Source organism: Promicromonospora sp. Populi (assembly GCF_041081105.1).
In the GTDB taxonomy this organism is placed as follows: Bacteria; Actinomycetota; Actinomycetes; order Actinomycetales; family Cellulomonadaceae; genus Promicromonospora.
Genome location: NZ_CP163528.1, coordinates 4,575,894 through 4,597,779, shown reverse-complemented (window position 1 = coordinate 4,597,779; position 21,886 = coordinate 4,575,894). Strand labels below are relative to the sequence as shown.

The window sequence follows — 21,886 nt, the reverse complement described above, 5'->3', positions numbered from 1 at the left end:
GTTTCGATAACGACCCGGAAACATCGTGCGCGTAGCATGAACACGTACATCGGTTGCCCGGTCGTCACGTTCCGACCCCCGAGCCTGTGCTCCGGCCTCCCACGAGGCCGCCCCGACAGGACGCGCAGCTTGGTTCATTCCAGGCGCGCGATGATTTTCACGATCGGCTGCCGCACGAAGGCGCGATGCCGGGCCATGAGGGCCCGCCGCGCCGCGAGAGACGAAGGCGCCAGTGACTACCACCGACACCCCGGCCGCGAGCGCGGCCACTGATACAAGCCCTGACACAGGGTCTGTCCCAAGCCCCGAGCCGACTGACGACTCGGGGCCCGACTACTCCAGCCCGTCCGCAATCCAGGCGCAGAACGTGACGTTCGCCGACTTCGGCGTCCGCCCGGAGATCGTCGAGGCGCTCAAGGACTCGGGCATCACCCACCCGTTCCCCATCCAGGCGATGACGCTGCCCGTCGCGATGAGCGGGCACGACATCATCGGCCAGGCCAAGACCGGTACCGGCAAGACTCTGGGCTTCGGCGTGCCGCTGCTGCACCGCGTCGTCGCTCCGGGTGAGCCCGGCTACGAGGATCTTGTCGCCCCCGGCAAGCCGCAGGCCGTAGTCGTGGTCCCCACGCGCGAGCTCGCGGTACAGGTCGCGAACGACCTGAGCACCGCGTCCGCCCACCGCAGCGTGCGGATCGTGCAGGTCTACGGCGGCCGCGCGTACGAGCCGCAGATCGAGGCCATGAAGACCGGCGTCGACGTCGTGGTGGGCACGCCCGGCCGCATGATCGACCTGCTCAACCAGGGCCACCTCACGCTGCTTCGCGCGGCGACCGTGGTGCTCGACGAGGCCGACGAGATGCTTGACCTCGGGTTCCTGCCCGACGTCGAGAAGATCCTCGCCCGCACGCCCGCGCAGCGGCACACCATGCTGTTCAGCGCCACCATGCCGGGCGCCGTCGTCTCGATGGCCCGCCGCTACATGAAGCAGCCCACGCACATCCGCGCCGCCGAGCCGGACGACCAGGGCGCGACAGTCAAGAACATCAAGCAGGTCGTCTACCGGGCCCACGCCCTGGACAAGGTCGAGGTCCTGGCCCGCCTGCTCCAGTCCGAGGGCCGCGGCCGCTCCATCGTGTTCGCGCGCACCAAGCGCACGGCCGCCAAGGTCGCGGAGGAGCTGCAGACCCGCGGCTTCGCCGCCGGCGCGATCCACGGTGACCTGGGCCAGGGCGCGCGCGAGCAGGCGCTGCGCGCGTTCCGCAACGGCAAGATCGACGTGCTTGTCGCGACCGACGTCGCCGCCCGCGGCATCGACGTCGACGACGTCACGCACGTGGTCAACTACCAGTGCCCCGAGGACGAGCGCATCTACCTGCACCGGGTGGGCCGCACCGGCCGCGCGGGCAACACCGGTACCGCCGTCACCTTCGTGGACTGGGACGACGTGCCCCGCTGGTCGCTCATCGACAAGGCGCTCGAGATCGGGTACCCCGAGCCGGTGGAGACGTACTCGACGTCGCCGCACCTGTTCGCGGACCTGAACATCCCCGAGGGCACCAAGGGCCGCCTGCCGCGGTCCGCGCAGCACCTCGCCGGGCTCGGCGCCGAAGAGGTCGAGGACCTCGGCGAGACCGGCAAGCGCAACAGCAGCTCACGCTCCGGGGGCGGCCGTTCCTCCGGCGGTCCCCGCTCGGGCGGGCGGCAGGGCGGCTCGCACAGCGAGCACCGCTCGGCACCCCGGTCCGACGGCGGCGCCACGAGCTCCGGCGGCGCGTCGAGCGCGCGTCCCGCGTCGGGTGACAGCCCGGCCACGGGCGGCGAGGACGAGGCCGGCCAGCGCCGTCGTCGCAACCGCAGCCGTCGTCGCACACGCGGCGGCCAGGCGGACGCCTGACCCACGCCGTACGAAGGGCCCCGCCGGTCGCGTTCGACCGGCGGGGCCCTTCTCTGCGCCAGGATCTCGGCCAGCATCTCGGCAGGCTCGACCCAAGGAGCGGGGCGTAGGTTGCTCCTCGTGCAGATCGAGTTCACCGCGCCCCTGTGGCAGTGGAAGGTGCGTACCGACTCCTGGTGGTTCGTCACCGTGCCGCCCGACCACTCCGACGAGCTGGCCGACCTCCCGCTGCCGCCGCGCGGGTTCGGCTCGATCCGGGTCCGGGTGACGGTCGGGAAGACCACCTGGACCACCTCGGTCTTCCCGAGCGATCGCGACGGCGGTTACGTGCTGCCCATGAAGAAGAAGGTGCGGTTGGCCGAGGGCCTGCTCCCGGAGAAGCCGGTATCGGTGACCTTGGAGACGGTCGACGTCTGAGCGGTCAGACGGTACGCACGAACTCGATCACGCCGTTGGCGATCATCTGCGTGGCGATCGCCGCGAGCAGCACACCCGCGATCCGGGTCACCAGCGTCACGCCGGAGTCCTTGAGCACCCGGTGCACCAGCCCCGCGAACCGCATGGCCGCCCACGTGCAGATGCACACCGCCACGATGCCGAGGCCGATGGACACGTAGTGCCCTACCGCCGACTCTCCGGCGTGCACGCCCTGCTGCACGAACACCATGGTGGCCACGATCGTGCCCGGACCAGCCAGCAGCGGTGTCGCCAGGGGCACCAGGGCGATGTTCTTGGCGGCGCCCGACGAGTCGGACTCGGTCGAGTCCAGCTTGCCCATCAGCAGCTCCAGCGCCACCAGCAGCAGGAGCAGCCCACCCGAGGCTTGCAGCGCGGCCAGCGAGACCCCAAGATGCTCCAGCAGGAGCTGGCCGAACAGCGCGAACACCACGATCACGCCGAACGCCACGAAGATCGCGGTGCGGGCGGCACGCCTGCGGTCCTGCGCGGTCATCCGCGAGGTCAGCGCCAGGAACACCGGAACGGTGCCGGGCGGGTCCATGATCACGAACAGCGTCACGAACACCTCGGTGAAGAGGGCGACGTCGAACCAGGTCACCGGAGCACCTCCAGGGCTCCCTGCGCCGCGATCGCCTCGAGCACGTCGGGCTCGGTGGTGTTCTCACCGATCAGGTTCCGCTTTCCGGCGCCGTGGAAGTCGCTCGACCCGGTGACCAGCAGGTCCAGGGACTTGGCGATGCCGCGCAGCCGCACGCGCGTTTCCGGGGTGTGGTCGCGGTGGTCCACCTCGAGCCCCGCCAGCCCCGCCGCGGCGAGCTCCTCGATGGTCGAGTCGGGCACCACGCGACCGCGGGCGTCAGCCCCGGGGTGCGCGAAGACCGGCACCCCGCCGGCGGCCCGGACGGCGCGCACGGCCGCGACGGCGTCGGGGGCGTAGTGGCCCACGTAGTACTTGGTGCCCGGGCGGAGGATAGTGGCGAACGCCTGGTCCCGGTCGCGGACGACGCCGGCCGCCACGAGTGCGTCCGCGATGTGCGGACGGCCCAGCGTGGTGCCGAGCTTCGTCTGGGCGAGCAGGTCGTCCCAGGTGATCGGGAAGTCCTGGGCCAGCAGGTCCACCATGCGCCGGGCCCGGGACTCCCGGTCCGCGCGGGTGCGCTCCGTCTCCGCCAGCAGGTCGGGGTGCGTCGGGTCGTGCAGGTAGGCCAGCAGGTGGAGGCCGGTGCCCCAGCCAGTGGTGCGTGCGATCGCGGAGATCTCGGCGCCCCGCACCAGGCCCACCCCGTAGCGGTCGGCGGCCTCGGCGGCCTCGGCCCAGCCCGACGTCGTGTCGTGGTCCGTGATGGCCAGCGTGGTGATGCCGGCGTGTGCGGCGACCTCCACCAGGTGCGCTGGCGAGTCGGTGCCGTCGGACGCGGTGGAGTGCGTGTGGAGGTCGATCACTCCACAAGGGTAGAGATCTTCGGGCCCGGTCGGCGTCCGGTGGGGCGTGAGGTGCAGCACCCGGCGGCCCCTGCCCGCTGCCAGGGCTCGCGACAGCAAGCCCACACAGCACGTTCACGGGCTGTTCCGCCGTCGTACGCCGGGTGCCCAAGCCGAGCGCGCATCATCGAAGGGATGAGCAGCAGCAACGAACAACCCCCCTCCGACGCCCGCGCGAGCGTCGTCTTTGTGCACGGCATGCGCAGCGCCGGCGCGATCTGGGAGAACCAGCTCGAGCACGTGCGCGCGGCCGGCCACGAGGCCGTCGCGGTAGACCTGCCCGCGCACGGGTCGCGTCGGCACGACCGGTTCACCATGGACGGCGCCTTCAAGACGCTGGACGACGCCGTCGCGAGCCTCCCGACCGGGCCGGTGGCCCTGGTGGGCCTGTCGCTGGGTGGCTACGCGTCGCTCGCCTGGGCCGCGCGGCCCGGCACCACCGACCGGCTGGTCGGCCTGGTCGCCGCCGGCTGCACGTCGGACCCGAAGGGCAAGCCCGTAAAGCTCTACCGGGACGTCTCCAGGACAGTCGCCAACGCCGCGTACCTCACGCGCCGCCTGACCGGTCGGGTGGTGCACCCGAGCGTGCATCGCCCGCGCCTCTCGGTACCGACCCTGCGACCGCTGTCCTTGCGGCCCCCGTTCCGCCCGCTGCGGAGCAAGCCTGGTGGCGCCGATCTGCGAGAGGTCGAGATCGCCCCGCGCCAGACCGCCGAGATGTACCGCCCGACCTGGGACGTCGTCACGGACACGCTGACCCACCTGGCCGGGCGCTCCTCGATCGCCGCCGTCCGGGCCGCACGGGTGCCGGTCTGGTTCGTCAACGGCGCCCGCGACACCATGCGGATCGGCGAGCAGCGGCACCTCGCCGCGGCCCGCGACGGAGCGCTCGTCGTCATCCCCGGGGCGGGGCACGACGTCAACATGGAGGCACCTGCCGCCTTCAACCGGGTGCTCACCCGGGCGCTTTCCGACTTCGGCCGGAGTGCGTGAAACACTGGGCGCATGAGCGAGCCCACCACCACTTCGCAGCCTGACGAGCAGGGAACCGCCGACCGTGGTTCCAACCGTTCGCACCGTCCCTCCTCCACCGCGTTCAAGAACTTCGTGATGTCGCAGTGGGCCCCGCGCGCCGAGCTCGGCCTCACGGCGTCGGCAGCGGCGCCGTTCACCGTGGCCCGCCGGTCGGCACTCTCCGACCGCCTGCCCGGGGTGCGCCTCGTGATCCCGGCGGGCTCGCTCAAGACCCGCTCCAACGACACCGACTACCGGTTCCGGCCGCACTCGGCGTTCGCGCACCTCACGGGGCTGGGCACCGACCAGGAGCCGGACGCCGTGCTGGTGCTGCACCCGGTCGAGGACGGCGCGGGCGACAACGGCTCGAATCATCACGCCGTGCTGTACGTGCGGCCGCTGGCCCCGCGGGACAACGAGGAGTTCTACGCCGACGCCCGCTACGGCGAGTTCTGGGTCGGCGCCCGCCCCTCGCTGGCCGACGTCGAGACCCTCACCGGTATCGAGGCCCGCCACATCGACGAGCTGGGCGACGCCCTGGCGAAGGACGTCGGCGACGGCGGCGTGCGCCTCCTCGTGGTGACCGGCGCCGACGACGCCGTCGAGTCGCTCGTCGAGGAGCTGCGCCTGGAGGCAGGTGAGGACGAGGACGCCCTGACCGACGAGACCCTCGTGGAGGCCACGTCCGAGCTGCGGCTCATCAAGGACGAGTACGAGATAGAGCAGATGCGCGAGGCCGTGGCCCGCACCATCGAGGGCTTCGCGGCAGTGGTCCGCGCCCTGCCCGCCGCAAAGGAGCACCGCCGCGGCGAGCGGGTGGTGGAGACCACGTTCGACGGGCTCGCCCGGCTCGAGGGTTACGCCGTGGGCTACGAGACCATCGCGGCCTCGGGCGAGCACGCCACGACCCTGCACTGGATCCGGAACGACGGCGAGGTGCGCTCCGGCGAGGTGCTGCTGCTCGACGGCGGCGTCGAGGTCGACTCGCTCTACACCGCCGACATCACGCGCTCCCTGCCGGTCGACGGCGAGTACAGCGACGTGCAGCGCAAGATCTACCAGGCGGTGCTCGACGCGGCCGACGCCGCGTTCGCCGTCTCAAAGCCCGGCGCCAAGTTCCGCGACGTGCACGCGGCGGCCATGGAGGTCATCGCGGCCCGGCTCGAGGAGTGGGGCTTCCTGCCCGACGGCGTCACCGCCGCCGTGGCCCTGACCGAGGACGGCCAGCAGCACCGCCGCTGGATGGTGCACGGCACGTCGCACCACCTGGGCCTAGACGTGCACGACTGCGCGCAGGCGCGCAGCGAGCTGTACCTCGACGGGGTGCTGGAGCCGGGCATGGTGTTCACCATCGAGCCGGGCCTGTACTTCAAGGCCGACGACCTCGCCGTGCCCGAGGAGTTCCGGGGCATCGGCGTGCGCATCGAGGACGACGTGCTGATCACCGAGGACGGCAACGAGAACCTCTCGGCGGCGCTCCCCCGCCGCCCGGAGGACGTAGAGGCCTGGATGGCCTCGCTGCGCTGAGCCCGGTTCGCTCGCTCGGGGGCTGAGTTCGGTCCATTGCACAGCACCTGATGTGACTTCGGTCCGTTGCTCTGAGATCGGTCGTTTAATTGACCGATCTCAGAGCAACGGACCGAAGTCACATCAGGTGCTGTGCAACCGACCGAAGTCACCGGGCACATCTCGCGTAGTCCCACACCACCCAGAGATGAGCCGAGCGATTGTGTCGGACGCGGCGCCCCACGGGACGGTGTCCCAACGGTTCGAGCGCGACAGCGGCCCTGTGGATAAGCAGTCCGTACACAGTTCGAGCTGAACCGGTCTTTCGGCCCGCGAGGATGATGCAACGTCATTCCATGGTCGAAGTAGAGATCCCCACGGTCGCGCTCGCACTCGAGCACAACCGCAACAAGCTCGCCGCCGCGGCCCGCAGCGGCGAGGTCCTCAGAGTCCGGCGCGGTGCGTACTGCGCCCCGGACGAGATACAGGTCAGCGGTCCTTCCGGAGCCCCGCGGGAAGCGCGCAAGAAGGCGCTCGCCCGCATCCGTGCGCTGCACTCCCAGCTCAGAGCCAAACACGTGTTCAGCCACGCCTCGGCCGCACTGCTTCTGGGTTGCCTCGTCTGGACGACGCCGCGCGAGACACACGTCTACCAGCACTATCGCGCATCGGGTCACGCGGCCGACGACGTCCGGCGCTACTCCTGGACCCTTGCCCCCGAAGACGTAACGGACGTGGCGGGCCTCCCCGTGACGTCGCTCGCGCGCACCGTCGTCGACTGCGCACGGACGCTGCACCCGCTCGAAGCGCTCGTCATCACCGACTCCGCTCTGGCCCTGGGGGCCGACCGAGAGGTTCTGCTCGCGACGCTCGACGCCCAGACCGGCCGGCGCGGCGTCCAGCAGGCCAGGTTGGTGATCGAGCTCGCCGATGCCGGCCCCCAGTCCGCCTGGGAGACCTGGGTCCGCTACGTGCTCCTGCGCCTCGGCCTGCCGCGGCCGACCACGCAGATGCCGGTCCAGACCGACGCCGGGCTCTTCCACACCGACCTCGGGTATGAGCAGTGGTCGCTGGGGATCGAGTTCGACGGGCAGGTCAAGTACCGGCCCGACGGTGTTCGCCCAGGTCACGACCCTGCGCAGGAATACATTGCCGAGAAGGCTCGCGCCGACGCCATCCGCCGCGCCGGAGTCACCATCGAGAACATCAGCGCGTCGGACAAGCAGGATGTCCAAGCGATGCTCGACCGGATCACCGCGCACATCCCACCGGACGTGCTTCGGAAAGCCCGGATCGATCCACGGCTTCCCGCAATCTGACCTCGCGACTTCGGTCCTTTGCACGGGACAGTCAGCTGACTTCGGTCCTCTGCTTGGCGCGTTCAGCTGACTTCGGTCCTCTGCTTGGCGCGTTCAGCTGACTTCGGTCCTCTGCTTGGCGCGTTCAGCTGACTTCGGTCCCTTGCACAGCACAGCGAATGACTTCGGTCGGTTGTTATGAGATCGGTCGTTTGATTGACCGATCTCATAACAACCGACCGAAGTCACATCAGCCGCCGTGCAACCAACCGAAGTCGGCGTGCCGCACAAGCCAGCGCCACACGCCCGGGAGTTCCTACTTCTGGTCGTCGGTAGGCGGCGCGTAGGGGTTGGTGCCGCGGGGTGCTGTGCGCTGCGTCGGGATGTCGTCCTGGTCCGTCAGCTCGTCCTGGTGCGTGGCAGCCGGGGTGTCCGACGACGCGGGCGGGGTCGGCGACTCGGGCTGATCGACCGGGGCATCCGAGGGAGCGTCCGAAGCCGGCTCGGCCGACGCCGCGGCACCAGCACCAGCACCAGCACCCGGCCGCATCGCGCCGTACCGGGGCTCACCCGTCGGGGTGACCCAGCGCGGGTCGGTCGGTCGGGCCGGCGGTGCGGCGGGCGGCGTCACACCGGCGTCGGGCACCTGAGCACCCGGAGCCGGAGCGGCGGGAGCCGCCGGCGGCGCCACCGGCGCCGCGACCCCCACGGAGGCGGTCCCGCGGGCCTTGCCCAGCCCGCTCGGCGAACGGGTCAGGAGCGCCCGGGCGTCGCTCGCGTGGTCGTGGCCGCAGAGGATCGCGTAGGTCGCGGCGACGATCTGCGACGACGACGTGAAGTCACGCCGTCCGCCGGTGAACGTGTACGACAGGATCGAGAACAGCAGGCCGAAGCCGGCGCCGAGCGCGATGCCGGCGATCATCACCTGGAAGCCCGCCTCGCCCGCGAACAGCGTGATCAGCAGACCCACGAAGAAACCGAACCACGCGCCGGAGAGTGCGCCCGCGAGCGCCACCCGGCCGTAGGTGAGGCGTCCGGTGACGCGCTCGACCATGCGTAGGTCGGTGCCCACGATGGTGACGTTCTCAACGGGGAACTTGTTGTCGGAGAGGTAGTCGACTGCTTTCTGCGCCTCCAGGTAGGTGGAGTACGCGGCGACCTCGTCGCCGGCCGGCAGGGTCGGGACCTTCGGGACGACACCCGGGCGAGACATGCTCATACCCCATAGTCTCTCCTACCTTGCTGAGAGTGGCGAGGAACGCGGCCGCTCGTGGCGGAGAGCGTGGGGTAGGGGCGAGTCGTAGGCTGACCTGCGTGAGCGCCAGCAGCAGGGTTTTTGTCGCACGCCTGGCAGGGACAGTGGTCTTCGACCCCATCGGGGACCAGGTGGGCCGGGTTCGTGATGTCGTTGTGCTGGTCCGGGCGAAGGGCGCGCCGCGCGCGGTCGGTCTGGTGGTGGAGGTCCCGGGCCGACGCCGCGTCTTCCTCCCTCTGACCCGGGTGACCAGCATCGACGCGGGCCAGGTGATCAGCACCGGCCTGGTGAACCTGCGGCGGTTCGAGCAGCGGGCCATGGAGTCCCTGGTGCTGGGCCAGCTGCTGGACCGCCGGGTGCAGCTCAGCGACGGCTCGGGCGAGGTCACCATCGAGGACGTCTCGATAGCGCAGCAGCGCACCGGGGACTGGCTGGTGGACCAGCTGTTCGTGCGGCGCCGTTCGGCGCGTGGTTCGGCCCCGTTCCGGCGCGGCTCCACGCTGACGGTGCCGGTCGATGCCGTGCAGGACCTGACCGCCCGGTCCGCGGAGCAGGGCGCCGCGCGCCTGCTGGAGGCGTACGAGGGCATGCGCGCTGCCGACCTCGCGGACGTGATCCGCGACCTGGGCACCGAGCGCCTGCTGGAGATCGCCAGTGCGCTGAACGACGAGCGGCTGGCCGACGTGCTGGAGGAGCTCCCGGAGGAGGTTCAGGTCTCCATCCTGTCGGGCCTGGACATCGACCGCGCCGCCGACGTCCTGGAGGTGATGGAGCCCGACGACGCCGCCGACCTGCTGAACGAGCTGCCCGAGGAGCAGGCGGCCCAGCTGCTGAACCTGATGGAGCCGGAGGAGGCGGCTGACGTCCGGCGTCTGCTGGAGTACGCGGAGGACACCGCGGGCGGTCTGATGACCACGGAGCCGGTGATCCTCGGCGCGGACGACACGATCGCGACCGCGCTGGCCCAGATCAGGCGGTCCGAGCTGCCGCCGGCCCTGGCCTCCATGGTGTTCGTGGTGCGGCCGCCGCTGGAGACGCCGACCGGGCGGTTCCTCGGCGTCGCGCACTTCCAGCGGCTGCTGCGCGAGCCCCCGCACGCGGCGGTCGCCTCGGTGCTGGACGCCGAGACGGAGTGGCTGACCCACGAGGCGTCGGTGGGCCAGGTGACGCGTCTGCTCGCGGCCTACGACCTGCTCGCTCTGCCCGTGCTCGACGCGCAGCGCCGGCTGCTGGGCGTGGTCACGGTCGACGACGTGCTGGACCACATCCTCCCGGACGACTGGCGGGTCAACGACGACGAACGCCTGGACGCCGTAGCGGCGCAGGCCGCCGGGCGCGGATCGACCGGTCGGGAGGCGACCCGTGGCTGACCGCCTGGACACCCCGCTCGCGCAGCGTCGCTCGCTGGTCCCGCGCTTCCGGATGGACCAGGATGCCGTCGGCAAGGCCACCGAGGGCATCGCCCGGTTCCTGGGCACGCCCCGGTTCCTCATCTACCTCACCGTGTTCTGCATCGTCTGGCTCGTGTGGAACGCGTTCGGCCCGGAGGGCCTGCGGTTCGACAGCGCCGCCAACGGGTTCACGGCCCTCACCCTGATGCTGTCGCTGCAGGCCAGCTACGCGGCGCCGCTGATCCTGCTCGCGCAGAACCGGCAGGACGACCGCGACCGGGTCACAGCCGAGCAGGACCGGCAGCGGGGTGAGCGCAATCTCGCGGACACGGAGTACCTCGCCCGTGAGATGGCGGCCCTGCGGATCGCGCTGAGCGAGGTCGCCACGCGCGACTTCGTGCGCTCGGAGATCCGCAACCTGCTGGAGGAGCTGGACGAGAAGGACCGCGGGGACCGGAAGGACCTCGGTCACGGCTCCACGTCGTCGTGGAGCACCACCCGCGACAGCTCGTAGGCCCCGCCGGGCTGCTTCCAGTAGTGCAGCCTCCGGGCCGACGGCGTGTTGACCTGCAGCGACACCCGCCAGCACGCGGCGCCGTCGTCGCGCTGCCGGATCGGGTCGTCACCACCGGCGCCCGTGCGGAGGCGGTGCACCTGCAGGCCGTTCATCTCGGGCGCCAGCCCGGTCAGCACCATGACGATCGTCCAGACCACCCGGTCCCGGCTCACGCCCTCGACGTCGGACAGGGTCGCGAGGAACCGCGGGCCGAGCGTGTAGTCGGCGAGCGGACGCCCGGGTTTTTCCGCGGCGGGGATCGCCCGGGCCCACTCGGCCAGCACCTCGAACCGGAGCTGCTCCTCGTCGTCGACGAAATACCGCTCCTCGGGCACCTCGACCCCCGCGTCGCCCAGTCGGCGGCGCAGCCGCGCGGCCTCCTGCCGCGCCTTGCGCAGCGCCGTGGCCTGCTGCTCCGCACGTCGCTCGCTGCGGTCCAGCCGCTCGGTGAGCTCCCCGACGCGGCCCAGCAGCCGGTCGACCTCCAGCTCGACCTGGCGCCGCTTGACACGATCGTCCAGCAGCTCCTTCGCGAGCGTGGCGACCTCGGACTTCGCCGCGTCCAGGGACAGGCTGAGGTCGCGCGCCGCCTTGCCTGCCGGCCCCGGCAGCGTCCCGGACGTGGCGGGCGAGGGCAGCGCGTCGTGCCCGCCGGCGTGCCACGCGGCCACGTCGCCCGGAGTCGGCACGCGCTGCCCGCCGGGAGGTGTCGGCACCGGTCCGCCGACGGCGCGCACCCCGGGCGGGAGGGCCGCCACGCCCCCGGGGCGCGGGTCCGCCGCGGCGGGGCGTACGCCGAACAGGTCGGCGGGGGTAGGCGGCCCGACGGCGCCCGACGCCGACGCGGGGCCGGCCCCGGCCACTGGGGATCGGCCACCGGCGGACCCGGCCAGCACCGGCCCGGCCAGCGAGGACTGGATCAGCACCGGCTCGACCAGCGAGGGCCCGCCAAGCGAGGGCCCGCCAAGCGACGGCTCGACCAGCGGGAGCTTGAGCCACGGCGGCCCGCCGTCGAGCAGCGCGATGGCGGGGACGGGCCGGTCCTCGGACTCGTCGACGTCGTCCAACCGCAGGGCCAGGCCGTCCAGCGGCGCGGGCACCCGTCGGGCCGCCACCACCTCGCCCGGGGTGAAGAGGTCGCACAACAGGTCCAGGTCGTTGCCCGTGATCTCCGCACGGCGCACCCGCACGGTGACGCCGGGCGCCAGGGCGATCCGCACCGCGCTGTCCTCGACGGACTCGACGCGCCCGAGCACCACCTGACCCACGCGGTAGGCGGTGCGCACGGCCCGGCGCAGCGCGTCGACGTCGGGCAGCATCCCGCGGACGTCGAGCAGCCGGCGGACCGGGTCGAGCACCCCGGTGACCCGCATGCCGGGCGAGAGCACCCGCTCCAGCGGCACGTCGGGGAAGACGAGCTCCTCCGCGACGGTGGCCTGGCCGCCGTCGTCGGCACTGACCAGGGCCCGCGTGCCGAGCACACCCAGCACCTTGCCGTCGGTGACCACCGCGTCGGGCGCGGGCCGGGCCGCGCCCACGATCCCGGCCCGCACCGCGAACCGCATGACGTCGCCGACCAGGCGGTCGCGAACGCGCGCGTCCTCGTCCGGGGAGTACGCGAAGTGCAGGGGCGAACGCCGCGGGTGGTGCACCCACTCCAGGTCGGTGCCGTAGACCCGGGAGGCGCCGCCGTAGACCTGGGTGTCCGGCGGCATGTCGGAGGAGAACGCCCACGACACGTCGCCCGTGGGGATGACGACGACCTCGGCGAGCCCGGCGACGTCGTCGAGCACACGCTGCGGGTCCACGAAGGGCGTGTCCTGCCCGGCGGCCGTCGAGATGACGACCACGGGCCAGCGGCGGCTGGCCCGCTGCAGCTCGGCAGCGAGCTCGCGTGCCTGGTCCTCGGAGGCGACACGCCGGACTCGCGCGGGGACGCGTGGCTCGGTCATGGGGCCTCCTCACCCTAGGTGGTGACGCAGCGTACCGTTTTCAACTGACCCAGCCTGCAACGGCCCCGTTAAGTCACCCGTCCCCCGGGCCAGGGCCCGAGCCCCTGGACCCCCGCAATAGGATCGAAGCATGACCCCCGTTGCCCCCCCTACGCTCGAGACACGCGTCCGTGACGCGCTGACCGGCGTGCTCGACCCCGAGATCCGGCGTCCCATCACGGACCTGGGCATGGTTCGTTCGGTAGTGGTGTCCGACGACGGCCACGTCGCCGTCGGCGTCGACCTGACCGTCGCGGGCTGCCCCATGAAGTCGACGCTGATCAAGGACGTGACCGCGGCTGCGACAGCCGTCGACGGGGTGGCCGGCGTCGACGTCGAGCTGGGCGTCATGACGCCCGAGCAGCGCGCCTCCCTGCGCTCGATGCTGCGCGGCGGCGCCGGCGACCCGGTCATCCCGTTCTCCCAGCCGGGCTCGATGACCAAGGTGTTTGCCATCGCGTCGGGCAAGGGTGGCGTCGGCAAGTCGTCGGTCACGGCGAACCTCGCGGTGGCGATGGCGGCGGACGGTCTGTCGGTCGGTGTGATCGACGCCGACATCTACGGCTTCTCGATCCCCCGCATGCTGGGCGTGGACCGGCAGCCGACCCGCGTCGACAACATGCTGCTGCCGCCCATCGCCCACGGGGTCAAGGTGGTCTCGATCGGCATGTTCGTGCCGCCGGGTCAGCCCGTGGTGTGGCGCGGGCCGATGCTGCACCGCGCGCTGGAGCAGTTCCTCGCGGACGTGTTCTGGGGCGACCTGGACGTGCTGCTCCTCGACCTGCCGCCCGGCACGGGCGACATCGCCATCTCCGTGGCGCAGCTGCTGCCATCGTCCGAGATCCTCGTGGTCACGACGCCGCAGGCGGCGGCCGCCGAGGTCGCCGAGCGCGCCGGGTCGGTGGCGACCCAGACGCAGCAGGGTGTTGTGGGCGTGGTCGAGAACATGTCGTGGCTGGAGCAGCCGGACGGCTCCCGCCTGGAGATCTTCGGTGCGGGCGGCGGGGCCAAGGTCTCGGCCCGGCTCACCGAGCTCGTGGGCAAGGACGTACCGCTGCTGGGCCAGATCCCGCTCGACGTAGCCGTCCGCGAGGGCGGGGACTCGGGTACACCCGTGGTCCTGACCGCGCCGGACTCGCCGGGCGCGAAGGTGCTGGCCGACGTCGCCCGCGGGCTAGCACGCCGCCGCCGCGGGCTGGCGGGCCGCAGCCTGGGCCTGGCGCCGGTCTGAGCCGACACGGGTCGACGGGCGCATGCCCTTCGAGTCCTAGGTTTCTTCGCTTTGAGCACCTCGAAAGCGAAGAAACCTAGGACTCGAAGGGGATGCGGGTCAGAGCCCCCGCGCGAACTGCGAGATCAGGGACGGCACGGCGGCGTCGAACCCGGCGACGTCGAGCATCCCCGGGTCGGACGGGTCCGCGATCGAGAACTTCGTAGCGGTCATGCCCACCACCACGAGCCGCGCGGGGATGCCCGTGCGCTCCCGGTACTGCTGCAGCGCCTGGTGCGGGTGGACGTCCCCGTGCCACGTCTCGTTGTCGGTGTAGACCACGAACGTATCCACCTCCATGCCCTTGGCCAGCGCGTACAGCATCGGCTGGGCGCAGTCCGTGCCACCCATCGGCATCTCGTCGACCACGCGCAGGGCGTCATCGAGCCGACGCCGCGGCGAGATGCGCAGCGGCTTCAGCACCGACTCGTGCCAGCCGCGACCCAGGCCGGTCGTGAACCCGACGGCCGACGCGCCCGGCTCGGTCGCGAGCTGGACCAGCGCCAGCGCCGCCGATGCCTCGCGTGCCGTCAGCGGCATGCCCGCGATCGGTACGCCCATCGAGCCCGACACGTCCACGGCGAGCAGCATCCGCTTCCCGGCCGGCTCGACAGCACCGAACGCCGCGTAGAACCCGGCGTCCAGCGCGTCGACGATGCGCTGCGTGGGCTCCCACGTTCCGGTGCCCCGGGCCGACAGGCCCGACGCATAGGTCCGCTGCGCCACCAGCACGCTCACCGGGTGCACGCGGGCACGACGCAGCCGCTCGGGGTCGGCGAGCAAGGTCGCGACCTCATCGGTGCGTCCGCCGACGGCGGGCAGCAACCCCAGCCGGGTGAGCCGCGGGAGCTGACGCATCAGCGCGGTGGCGGGCATGCCGACGTCGAGGAGCGCGTCCCACACCGCGGGCTCGGCGAGCGCCGCGTCGGGGAGCATCTCCCAGGTCAGGCCGGCGTCGCGGACGAGCGCCGACCAGGCAGCCGCGTCCGTCGCCTCCTGCGCCTTGAGGAAAGCCTCGACAAGGGCGGGCGTGTGCTCGCCCGTCGCGCCGCGCACGATCCAGTCGAACGTCGCCCGCAGCGCGGGATCGGCCGTGACGGGGTGCGCCAGGCGCAGCAGGTCGCGGTGCGACCAGCCCTCGCGCTGCCGGTACTTGACGGCCTGATAGGCGACGGCGTCGGCATCCCTGGCCGTGTACCAGCCACCGACGGCGCGCCGCAGCCCACGGCCCCAGCCCCGGAACTGCTCGACGTAGCCGGCGAACAGGAACAGGTGCGTACCCGTGCGGGCGACCTGGGGCAGCGCAGCGAGCGCGAGCGCTGCCGACTCGGGGACCGACGCCGCGTACGCGAGCGCGAACAGGGCCGGGTTCTGCCGAGGCGCAGCGCCGCTCGTCGACACCCCGACGATGGTTTCGACCAGCGCCACCGGGTCGGCGGCCGCCATGCGGCCCACGACCTCAGCGTTCTCGCGGGCCAGCGTCCCGGCGGTGGCGTAGTACGTGCCGCCGTCGACGCCGAGCGTGAGGAAGCGCCGCAGGCGCGCCGCGTCGTCGAGCACAAAGGTGTAACCGCCGGCGGAGTTCGCCTTCTGGCGCACGTCTGCAGGCTGGTTCTGAGGCGTCCGACGGCGGTTGATAGCGCGCAGGATGTCCATGGCGAAGCTCCTCTCGGGGATGGGTCGTTCTTGCGACGGGCAGAAGGGAGCGGCGGCGGGTGGATGCCCGCCGCCGCTCTCATCACGTGGACGAGCGGGCGTGTGTGTGCCCTCCGGATCCGACGACGTGACGCCGTCGGGCAGCAACCCGGTTGCCCGGGGCGGGACTCGAACCCGCAACCGCTGCGGTGTGCCAGATAACCGAAGTGGCTCCGGCCCGCTCTACGAAGCACGGGTGGGCGTGTTGCTGACTGCCGACGTGTGGTGCTCTACCAATTGAGCTACGCCGTCCTCACGGACGACGGCGGGACTCGAACCCGCAACCTCCCCATTAGAAGTGGTAACCGACGGTCTCCGGCCCACCCGTGCTCGTGCCATGTTCTGTTGTCGAGTCAGGACTCTAGACGCGTGAGGTAGTGAGGGCCAGGGATTATCGCGACGCTCCCCGGTACGCCTCCCGAAGCAGTACGCCCCCCGGAGATTCGCCAGCAGCAGATCCGCGTGCTCTCACCGCCGCGATGCGGTTCGGTAGGGCCATGCGAATCCTGGTGCTCGGTGGAACGGTCTTCCTGTCTCGCGCGGTCGCGGAGGCCGCCGTGGCCCGCGGCCACGATGTCACGTGCGCCGCGCGCGGCGTGAGCGGCACGGTGCCCGACGGCGCGACGCTCGTGCGCTGGGACCGCGCCGAAGCCGTCCCACCCGAGCTGGCCGGTGCCGGGTTCGACGCCGTCGTCGACGTCTCCCGCATCCCCTCCCACGTACGCACCGCTGTGGCCGCCTTCCCCGACGCCCACTGGGCGTTCGTCTCGACCATCAACGTCTACGCCGACGTCGCCACGCCCGGCGGCACCCCCGACACGCTCCCGCTGCTCGACCCGATCGAGACCGACGAGGACCCGAGCTCGAGTCCCGAGGCGTACGGCGCCATGAAGGTGGCGTGCGAGAACACGGTCCGTTCCGGCGTCGCGGGGTCGCTCATCATCCGGCCCGGCCTGATCGTCGGGCCGGGCGACCCGAGCGGCCGGTTCACCTACTGGCCGGCCCGGTTCGCACAGGCCGCCGAGGACGGCCTGCCGGTCCTCGTCCCCGAACCGGTGGACGAGGAGATCCAGATCATCGACGTCCGAGACCTCGCGGACTGGATGGTCACGGCCGTCGAGAGTGGCACCACCGGTGTGTACGACGGCGTCTGCCCGCCGCTGCCCCGCTCGGAGGTGCTCGCGCAGGTGGCGGCAGGGGTGGGCGCCGACCCGAAGCTGGTGCCCGTTTCCGCGGCAGCGCTGACCGAGCGCGACGTGAAGCCGTGGTCCGGCCCGCGCTCGCTCCCGATGTGGATCGGCGACCCCGACTGGTCGGGCATGCTCACGCACGACGCGACCGCGTCGCTGAGTGCCGGCCTCCGTGTCCGGCCGATCGCGGAGTCCGCCCGCGACACCCTCGCGTGGCTCCGCGCCACGCCGGACGCCAAGGTCACAGGGCTGACCCGCGACGAGGAGCAGGAGGTGCTGGCCGCCGTCCAGGGGTGACCGTGATCTCGCCGCGAGCGCTGAGTGCACCGCTCGTACGGTCTCGCTGCCTGACCCGGCGCTGGGTCCTGTGCGCGCGACCCGTAATAATCAGTTACGTGACCACCATCAACTGGCTCGAGGCCTGGACCGCCGAGGACGGCGCGCGCCGGGTCGACGAGCTCTTCTCCCGTTCGTTCGACGGCTCCCCCGAGGGCATCTGGTCCGCTCCCGGCAGGGTCAACCTGATCGGCGAGCACACCGACTACAACGCAGGGCTCTGCCTCCCGACGGCGCTGCCGCACCGCACCTACATCGCGCTGCGGCCCCGTGAGGACGACCAGGTCCGGCTCGTGTCGGCGCAGGCCGAGGGCGTGTGGACGACACAGCTGTCCGACGTGGCGCCCGGCGCCGTGCAGGGCTGGGGCGCCTACGTCGCGGGTGTCGCCTGGGCCCTGGCGGAGGCCGGCCACAAGGTGGGCGGCTTCGACGCCGCCGTCGACTCGTGTGTGCCGTTCGGGGCCGGGCTGAGCTCCTCGGCGGCGCTGGAGGCCGCAGTCGCGGTCGCCCTGGACGCGATTGCGGGCCTCGGCCTCGCGGCGTCCGACGCCGGCCGCGCCGAGCTGGTCGACGTCAGCCGCCGGGCAGAGAATGAGATCGCCGGCGCGCCGACGGGCGGGCTCGACCAGTCGGCGTCGCTGCGCTGCCGCGAGGGTCACGCGCTCCTGCTCGACTTCCGGCCGGGCCTGAAGCCGCTGGAGTCGGGTGTACCCGTGCCGTTCGACCTGGCCACGGCCGGCCTGACGCTCCTGGTTGTCGACACCAAGGCCGAGCACTCGCACGTCTCCGGCGAGTACGGGGCCCGCCGCGAGGCCTGCGAGCGCGCGGCGGGGCTGCTCGGGCTGGAGTCGCTGCGCGACATCGCGCCGACGCTCGGCGGCATGGGCATCGACCGCGCGCTGGCCGAGCTCGAGCCGCACGACCCCGACGGGGTGCTGCGCCGCCGGGTGCGGCACGTCGTGACCGAGATCGACCGCACCGCGCGGTTCGCCGACCTGGTGCGCGAGGGCCGCGCCGCCGACGTCGGCCCGTTCATGCTGGCCTCGCACGCCTCCCTGCGGGACGACTACGAGGTCTCCTGCCGTGAGCTCGACCTCGTCGTGGAGTCCGCCATGGCTGCGGGTGCGCTCGGCGCGCGGATGACCGGCGGCGGCTTCGGCGGCAGCGCTATCGCGCTGGTCCGCCTGTCCGACGTCGACGCGGTCGCCCAGGCGGTCGCGGACGCCTTCGCCGACGCCGACCTGACTGCGCCGGCGTTCCTGCTCGCTCCGCCGTCGGCCCCGGCGGGCTGACCGCGGTCGGACCCGGCGGGCTGACCGCCGTCGCCTCGTCTGGCGTAGATGTCACCCGGACTTTCATTTCGCCCGCACCGAAGCCGGGCTAGTGTCCACCGGGCTGCCCTCCGCAGCGTTCAACGTCCCTACGCGCCGCTGCGAGGAGCCCTCATGGGTGCCGTCCGCCAGTACGTCTTCCCCACCGTCCGGATCATCATCTGGGCGGTGATCGCCGCCGCGCTCGTCGCCCTGGCGCTCCGGGGGGCCGAGCTCGACCCGCCCGACGCGCTCCAGCCGACGGGCGAGATCACGGAGTCGATAGTCGCCGTCGAGAAGGGCTCCGTCACCAACACGGTGACGGTGCCTGCCTCCGTGGCCTCCGACCCGCCGATCGAGGTCAAGGCCACCGCCGACGGCGTCGTCGCCGAGATCCAGGTCGACGACAAGAAGATCGGCAAGGACGAACGCATCCTGTGGATCAAGAGCGAGGAGATCGTCGAACCCGTCGTGGAGGTCGACGAGGAGACCGGCGAGGAGACCGTCACCGAGCAGGAGCCGAAGGTCACCTGGACGTCGGTCCTCGCGCCGGTCGCGGGCGCCGTGGACGTCACGGTGCTCAAGGACCAGGTGGTCGCCGTGGGCGAGACCATCGGCACCGTCTCCCCCGGCACCCTGTCCGTCTCGGGCACGCTCACCGCAGACCAGCAGTACCGCCTCGTCGGTGCCGCCGGCGAGGCGCAGGTGACGCTCAAGGGCGGTCCGGCACCGTTCACCTGCACCGGCCTCACGATCGGCGAGGCGCCCGGCGGCGCCACCGGCGGCGAGGGCGCCGTGACCGAGAGCGGCGAGGCCGCCACGGGCGCCGTCCGCTGCTCCATCCCGCCCAAGATCAAGGCCTTCTCGGGTCTGGGCGCCGAGATCGAGATCACCAACGGCAACGCGAAGGACGTCGTGGTGGTACCGATCAGTGCGGTGCTCGGCACCTCGCAGACCGGCAAGGTGTGGACGGTCGCCGAGGAGGGCGCGGAGCCCGAGGAGCGCGACGTCACGCTGGGCCTGACCGACGGCTTGCAGGTCGAGGTGACCAAGGGCCTGAAGGCGGGCGAGCAGATCCTGGAGTTCACGCCCGTAGCCGACAACACGGAGGAAGGGGCCGACTGCGCCGGCATCTCCGCGGACGGCGCTGTCGTGGAGGGTGACATGGCGATGCAGATGTACGACGAGGAGTGCTTCGAATGACCGCCGCCGCGCTCGTCGACCTGCAGGGCGTAACCCGGCACGTCGAGCTCCCGAACGGGAGCATTCTCGAGATCCTCCGCGGCGTCGACCTGACGGTCGGCTCGGGCGAGCACGTCGCGATCGTCGGCCGCTCCGGCACCGGCAAGTCCACGCTGCTGAACATCCTCGGCCTGCTCGACTCCCCGACGTCCGGCGAGTACCTCCTGGAGGGCGAGCCGGTCGGCCGCCTGCGCAGCCGGGCCCTGGCCCGGCGCCGGGGCGACGACTTCGGCTTCGTGTTCCAGCAGTTCAACCTGCTGCAGGGACGCACGGCACTCGAGAACGTCGCCGCGCCCCTGATGTACGCCCGCGGCAAGCAGTTCTGGAACCGGACCAAGATCGCCACGCAGGCTCTCGACCGGGTCGGCCTGGGCGACCGGCTCGACACGCGGCCGGAGAAGCTGTCCGGCGGCGAGCAGCAGCGCGTCGCCATCGCCCGGGCGCTCGTCCGGGGGCCGCGGGTCATCCTCGCCGACGAGCCCACCGGCGCCCTCGACGTCGATACCGGGCGGGCCATCATGACCCTCCTGGACGACGCGGCGATCGAGACGGGATCCGCGCTGGTCACCATCACGCACGACCTGGCGATCGCGGCTCGCGCCGACCGCCAGTTCCGGCTCGCCGACGGCGTCCTGGTCCCCATCCATCTCGAAGCGCCCTCCGCCGTGGCCGAGAGCGCTGCCGGTTCCACTGCCGATTCGGCCAGCGATTCTGCCGCCGAGACCGCGGGGTTCCGCGCATGACCGGCGTCGTGGGCGCGATCCTGGAGGCCTGGGACGAGCTGCGGATCCACCGGCTACGGGTGCTGCTCGCGCTGATCGGCGTGGCCTGCGCCGTCACCGCGATCACCGGCATCTCGGCGGCCGTGACGATGTTCGGCCAGGCGATGCAGGAGCAGACCGAGCGGATGAACGGCCGGGACACCACCCTCGCCGCCTGGTCCATGGGCATGGGCGGCGGCGGGATGACGGCCGCCGAGGCGGACACGATCGTCGACGGCATCGCCGAGCGGCACCAGATCTCCTACCACTCGGTCCAGTCGAGCGCCGATCTCCAGGTGCGCGGCCAGGGCGACGGGTTCATCCAGTGGAACGTCGTCGACGCCGACAGCGGGATCATCACCCGGCAGGACATGGAGGACGGTCGGTGGTTCGTCGACGCCGACAACGAGCGGCTGGCCCCGGTGCTCGTCGTCAACCAGGCCTTCCTGGACGCGTACGCGGACGGCGCCGCCGCCGCGACCCACCCGACGGTCGTGCTCGAGGGTGAGACGCCGGTTGCCGCGACCGTGATCGGTGAGGTACCCGTGCAGTGGACCGACGAGGACCCGCGCGCCCTGCTGCTGTTCGACCAGGCCGTGCGCTGGTTCCCGGACAGGATCACCGCGGACGGGTACCAGTTCTGGGTGCCGCCGGAGCTGGCGGACCAGTTCGCCGAGGTGCTGCCCCGCGACCTGGCGGCAGCGGGGCTGCCGTTCGAGGTGTCTCCGCCGTTCGAAGAGCCGTTCGTGATCGACCGTGTGCTGCAGTACCTGGTGCTCGGCGTGGGCGGGTTCGCCCTGCTGCTGGGCGGGCTGGGGCTGCTCAACATCGCCCTCGTCACGGTGCGCTACCGGATCCGCGAGATCGGCATCCGCCGGTCCTTCGGGGCCACCAGCGGGCGCGTGTTCTTCGGCGTCCTCATGGAATCGGTGGTCGCCACCACCGTGGCCGGCGTGGTCGGGGTGGTCGCCGCGGTTGCCGTCATCAAGAACGTGCCGATCGACCTCATCTTCGGCCGGCCGATCGACGACCTGCCGGGCTTCCCGTTCGACGCCGCACTGGTGGGCATGGCGTGCGCCGTCGGTATCGGCGCCCTCGCGGGCCTGATCCCGGCGATCTACGCCGTGCGGATCAAGGTGATCGACGCGATCCGGTACTGAGGCTGCCGTTGAGTGCTGGGTATTTGTGGGTCAGGGCGCTCAAGACCCGCAAATACCCAGCACTCAACCAATG

General features: G+C 71.9%; 18 protein-coding genes. 13 read left to right on the top strand and 5 right to left on the bottom strand.

The genetic code is table 11. From position 1 onward, the window contains the following. Window positions 1-232 precede the first annotated feature (232 nt). On the top strand, window positions 233-1,897 hold the full coding sequence (locus AB1046_RS20780; protein WP_369371181.1) for a DEAD/DEAH box helicase: 1,665 nt from the start codon (window positions 233-235) through the stop codon (window positions 1,895-1,897). A gap of 120 nt (window positions 1,898-2,017) precedes the next feature. Beyond that, window positions 2,018-2,314: a DUF1905 domain-containing protein gene (locus AB1046_RS20775; protein ID WP_369371180.1), complete on the top strand. Its 297-nt coding sequence runs from the start codon at window positions 2,018-2,020 to the stop codon at window positions 2,312-2,314. Window positions 2,315-2,318: 4 nt separating this feature from the next. Here AB1046_RS20775 and AB1046_RS20770 read toward each other — a convergent pair whose 3' ends face one another. Further along, window positions 2,319-2,954, bottom strand: coding sequence for a MarC family protein (locus tag AB1046_RS20770; RefSeq protein WP_369371179.1), 636 nt, complete (start codon window positions 2,952-2,954; stop codon window positions 2,319-2,321). Further along, window positions 2,951-3,799 (bottom strand): PHP domain-containing protein, encoded by an 849-nt coding sequence (locus tag AB1046_RS20765; protein ID WP_369371178.1) that lies wholly within the window; start codon window positions 3,797-3,799, stop codon window positions 2,951-2,953. Before AB1046_RS20765 ends, AB1046_RS20770 begins: the two co-directional genes overlap by 4 nt. Window positions 3,800-3,973: 174 nt before the next feature. On the opposite strand from AB1046_RS20765, the gene AB1046_RS20760 reads away from it, so the two are divergent. The 3 genes from AB1046_RS20760 to AB1046_RS20750 all read left to right on the top strand — a co-directional run bounded on the left by AB1046_RS20760 (window position 3,974) and on the right by AB1046_RS20750 (window position 7,677). Continuing rightward, window positions 3,974-4,831, top strand: a complete 858-nt coding sequence (locus AB1046_RS20760; protein ID WP_369371177.1) for an alpha/beta fold hydrolase — start codon at window positions 3,974-3,976, stop codon at window positions 4,829-4,831. Between the two features lie 12 nt (window positions 4,832-4,843). Next, window positions 4,844-6,379: an aminopeptidase P family protein gene (locus AB1046_RS20755; RefSeq protein WP_369371176.1), complete on the top strand. Its 1,536-nt coding sequence runs from the start codon at window positions 4,844-4,846 to the stop codon at window positions 6,377-6,379. A 335-nt stretch (window positions 6,380-6,714) separates the two neighbouring features. Continuing rightward, window positions 6,715-7,677: a hypothetical protein gene (locus tag AB1046_RS20750; protein WP_369371175.1), complete on the top strand. Its 963-nt coding sequence runs from the start codon at window positions 6,715-6,717 to the stop codon at window positions 7,675-7,677. A 295-nt stretch (window positions 7,678-7,972) separates the two neighbouring features. Here the strand turns inward: AB1046_RS20750 and AB1046_RS20745 are convergent, their stop codons facing one another. Next, window positions 7,973-8,875: a general stress protein gene (locus AB1046_RS20745; protein WP_369371174.1), complete on the bottom strand. Its 903-nt coding sequence runs from the start codon at window positions 8,873-8,875 to the stop codon at window positions 7,973-7,975. Window positions 8,876-8,970: 95 nt separating this feature from the next. Between AB1046_RS20745 and AB1046_RS20740 the strand changes: the two genes are divergently transcribed. Then, window positions 8,971-10,281, top strand: coding sequence for a CBS domain-containing protein (locus tag AB1046_RS20740; protein ID WP_369371173.1), 1,311 nt, complete (start codon window positions 8,971-8,973; stop codon window positions 10,279-10,281). Next, a complete protein-coding gene (locus AB1046_RS20735) occupies window positions 10,274-10,816 on the top strand; it encodes a DUF1003 domain-containing protein (protein WP_369371172.1) in 543 nt (180 codons plus the stop codon). Before AB1046_RS20740 ends, AB1046_RS20735 begins: the two co-directional genes overlap by 8 nt. Here the strand turns inward: AB1046_RS20735 and AB1046_RS20730 are convergent. Further along, on the bottom strand, window positions 10,771-12,810 hold the full coding sequence (locus AB1046_RS20730; RefSeq protein WP_369371171.1) for a hypothetical protein: 2,040 nt from the start codon (window positions 12,808-12,810) through the stop codon (window positions 10,771-10,773). The two genes, AB1046_RS20735 and AB1046_RS20730, sit on opposite strands and share 46 nt — an antisense overlap. Before the next feature lie 130 nt (window positions 12,811-12,940). Between AB1046_RS20730 and AB1046_RS20725 the strand changes: the two genes are divergently transcribed. After that, window positions 12,941-14,080 (top strand): Mrp/NBP35 family ATP-binding protein, encoded by a 1,140-nt coding sequence (locus AB1046_RS20725; protein ID WP_369371170.1) that lies wholly within the window; start codon window positions 12,941-12,943, stop codon window positions 14,078-14,080. Window positions 14,081-14,179: 99 nt separating this feature from the next. On the opposite strand, the gene AB1046_RS20720 is transcribed toward AB1046_RS20725, so the two are convergent. Continuing rightward, window positions 14,180-15,775, bottom strand: coding sequence for a TROVE domain-containing protein (locus tag AB1046_RS20720; RefSeq protein ID WP_369371169.1), 1,596 nt, complete (start codon window positions 15,773-15,775; stop codon window positions 14,180-14,182). Window positions 15,776-16,311: 536 nt separating this feature from the next. On the opposite strand from AB1046_RS20720, the gene AB1046_RS20715 reads away from it, so the two are divergent. The 5 genes from AB1046_RS20715 to AB1046_RS20695 all read left to right on the top strand — a co-directional run bounded on the left by AB1046_RS20715 (window position 16,312) and on the right by AB1046_RS20695 (window position 21,813). Next, on the top strand, window positions 16,312-17,301 hold the full coding sequence (locus AB1046_RS20715; protein WP_369371168.1) for an NAD-dependent epimerase/dehydratase family protein: 990 nt from the start codon (window positions 16,312-16,314) through the stop codon (window positions 17,299-17,301). Window positions 17,302-17,399: 98 nt separating this feature from the next. Continuing rightward, window positions 17,400-18,632: a galactokinase gene (galK, locus tag AB1046_RS20710; RefSeq protein ID WP_369371167.1), complete on the top strand. Its 1,233-nt coding sequence runs from the start codon at window positions 17,400-17,402 to the stop codon at window positions 18,630-18,632. 153 nt (window positions 18,633-18,785) lie between these two features. Continuing rightward, a complete protein-coding gene (locus AB1046_RS20705; protein ID WP_369371166.1) occupies window positions 18,786-19,853 on the top strand; it encodes a secretion protein HlyD in 1,068 nt (355 codons plus the stop codon). Further along, window positions 19,850-20,635: an ABC transporter ATP-binding protein gene (locus tag AB1046_RS20700; RefSeq protein WP_369371165.1), complete on the top strand. Its 786-nt coding sequence runs from the start codon at window positions 19,850-19,852 to the stop codon at window positions 20,633-20,635. Before AB1046_RS20705 ends, AB1046_RS20700 begins: the two co-directional genes overlap by 4 nt. Then, entirely contained in the window at window positions 20,632-21,813 is a 1,182-nt protein-coding gene (locus AB1046_RS20695) for an ABC transporter permease (RefSeq protein ID WP_369371164.1), read from the top strand. Before AB1046_RS20700 ends, AB1046_RS20695 begins: the two co-directional genes overlap by 4 nt. Window positions 21,814-21,886 lie beyond the last annotated feature (73 nt).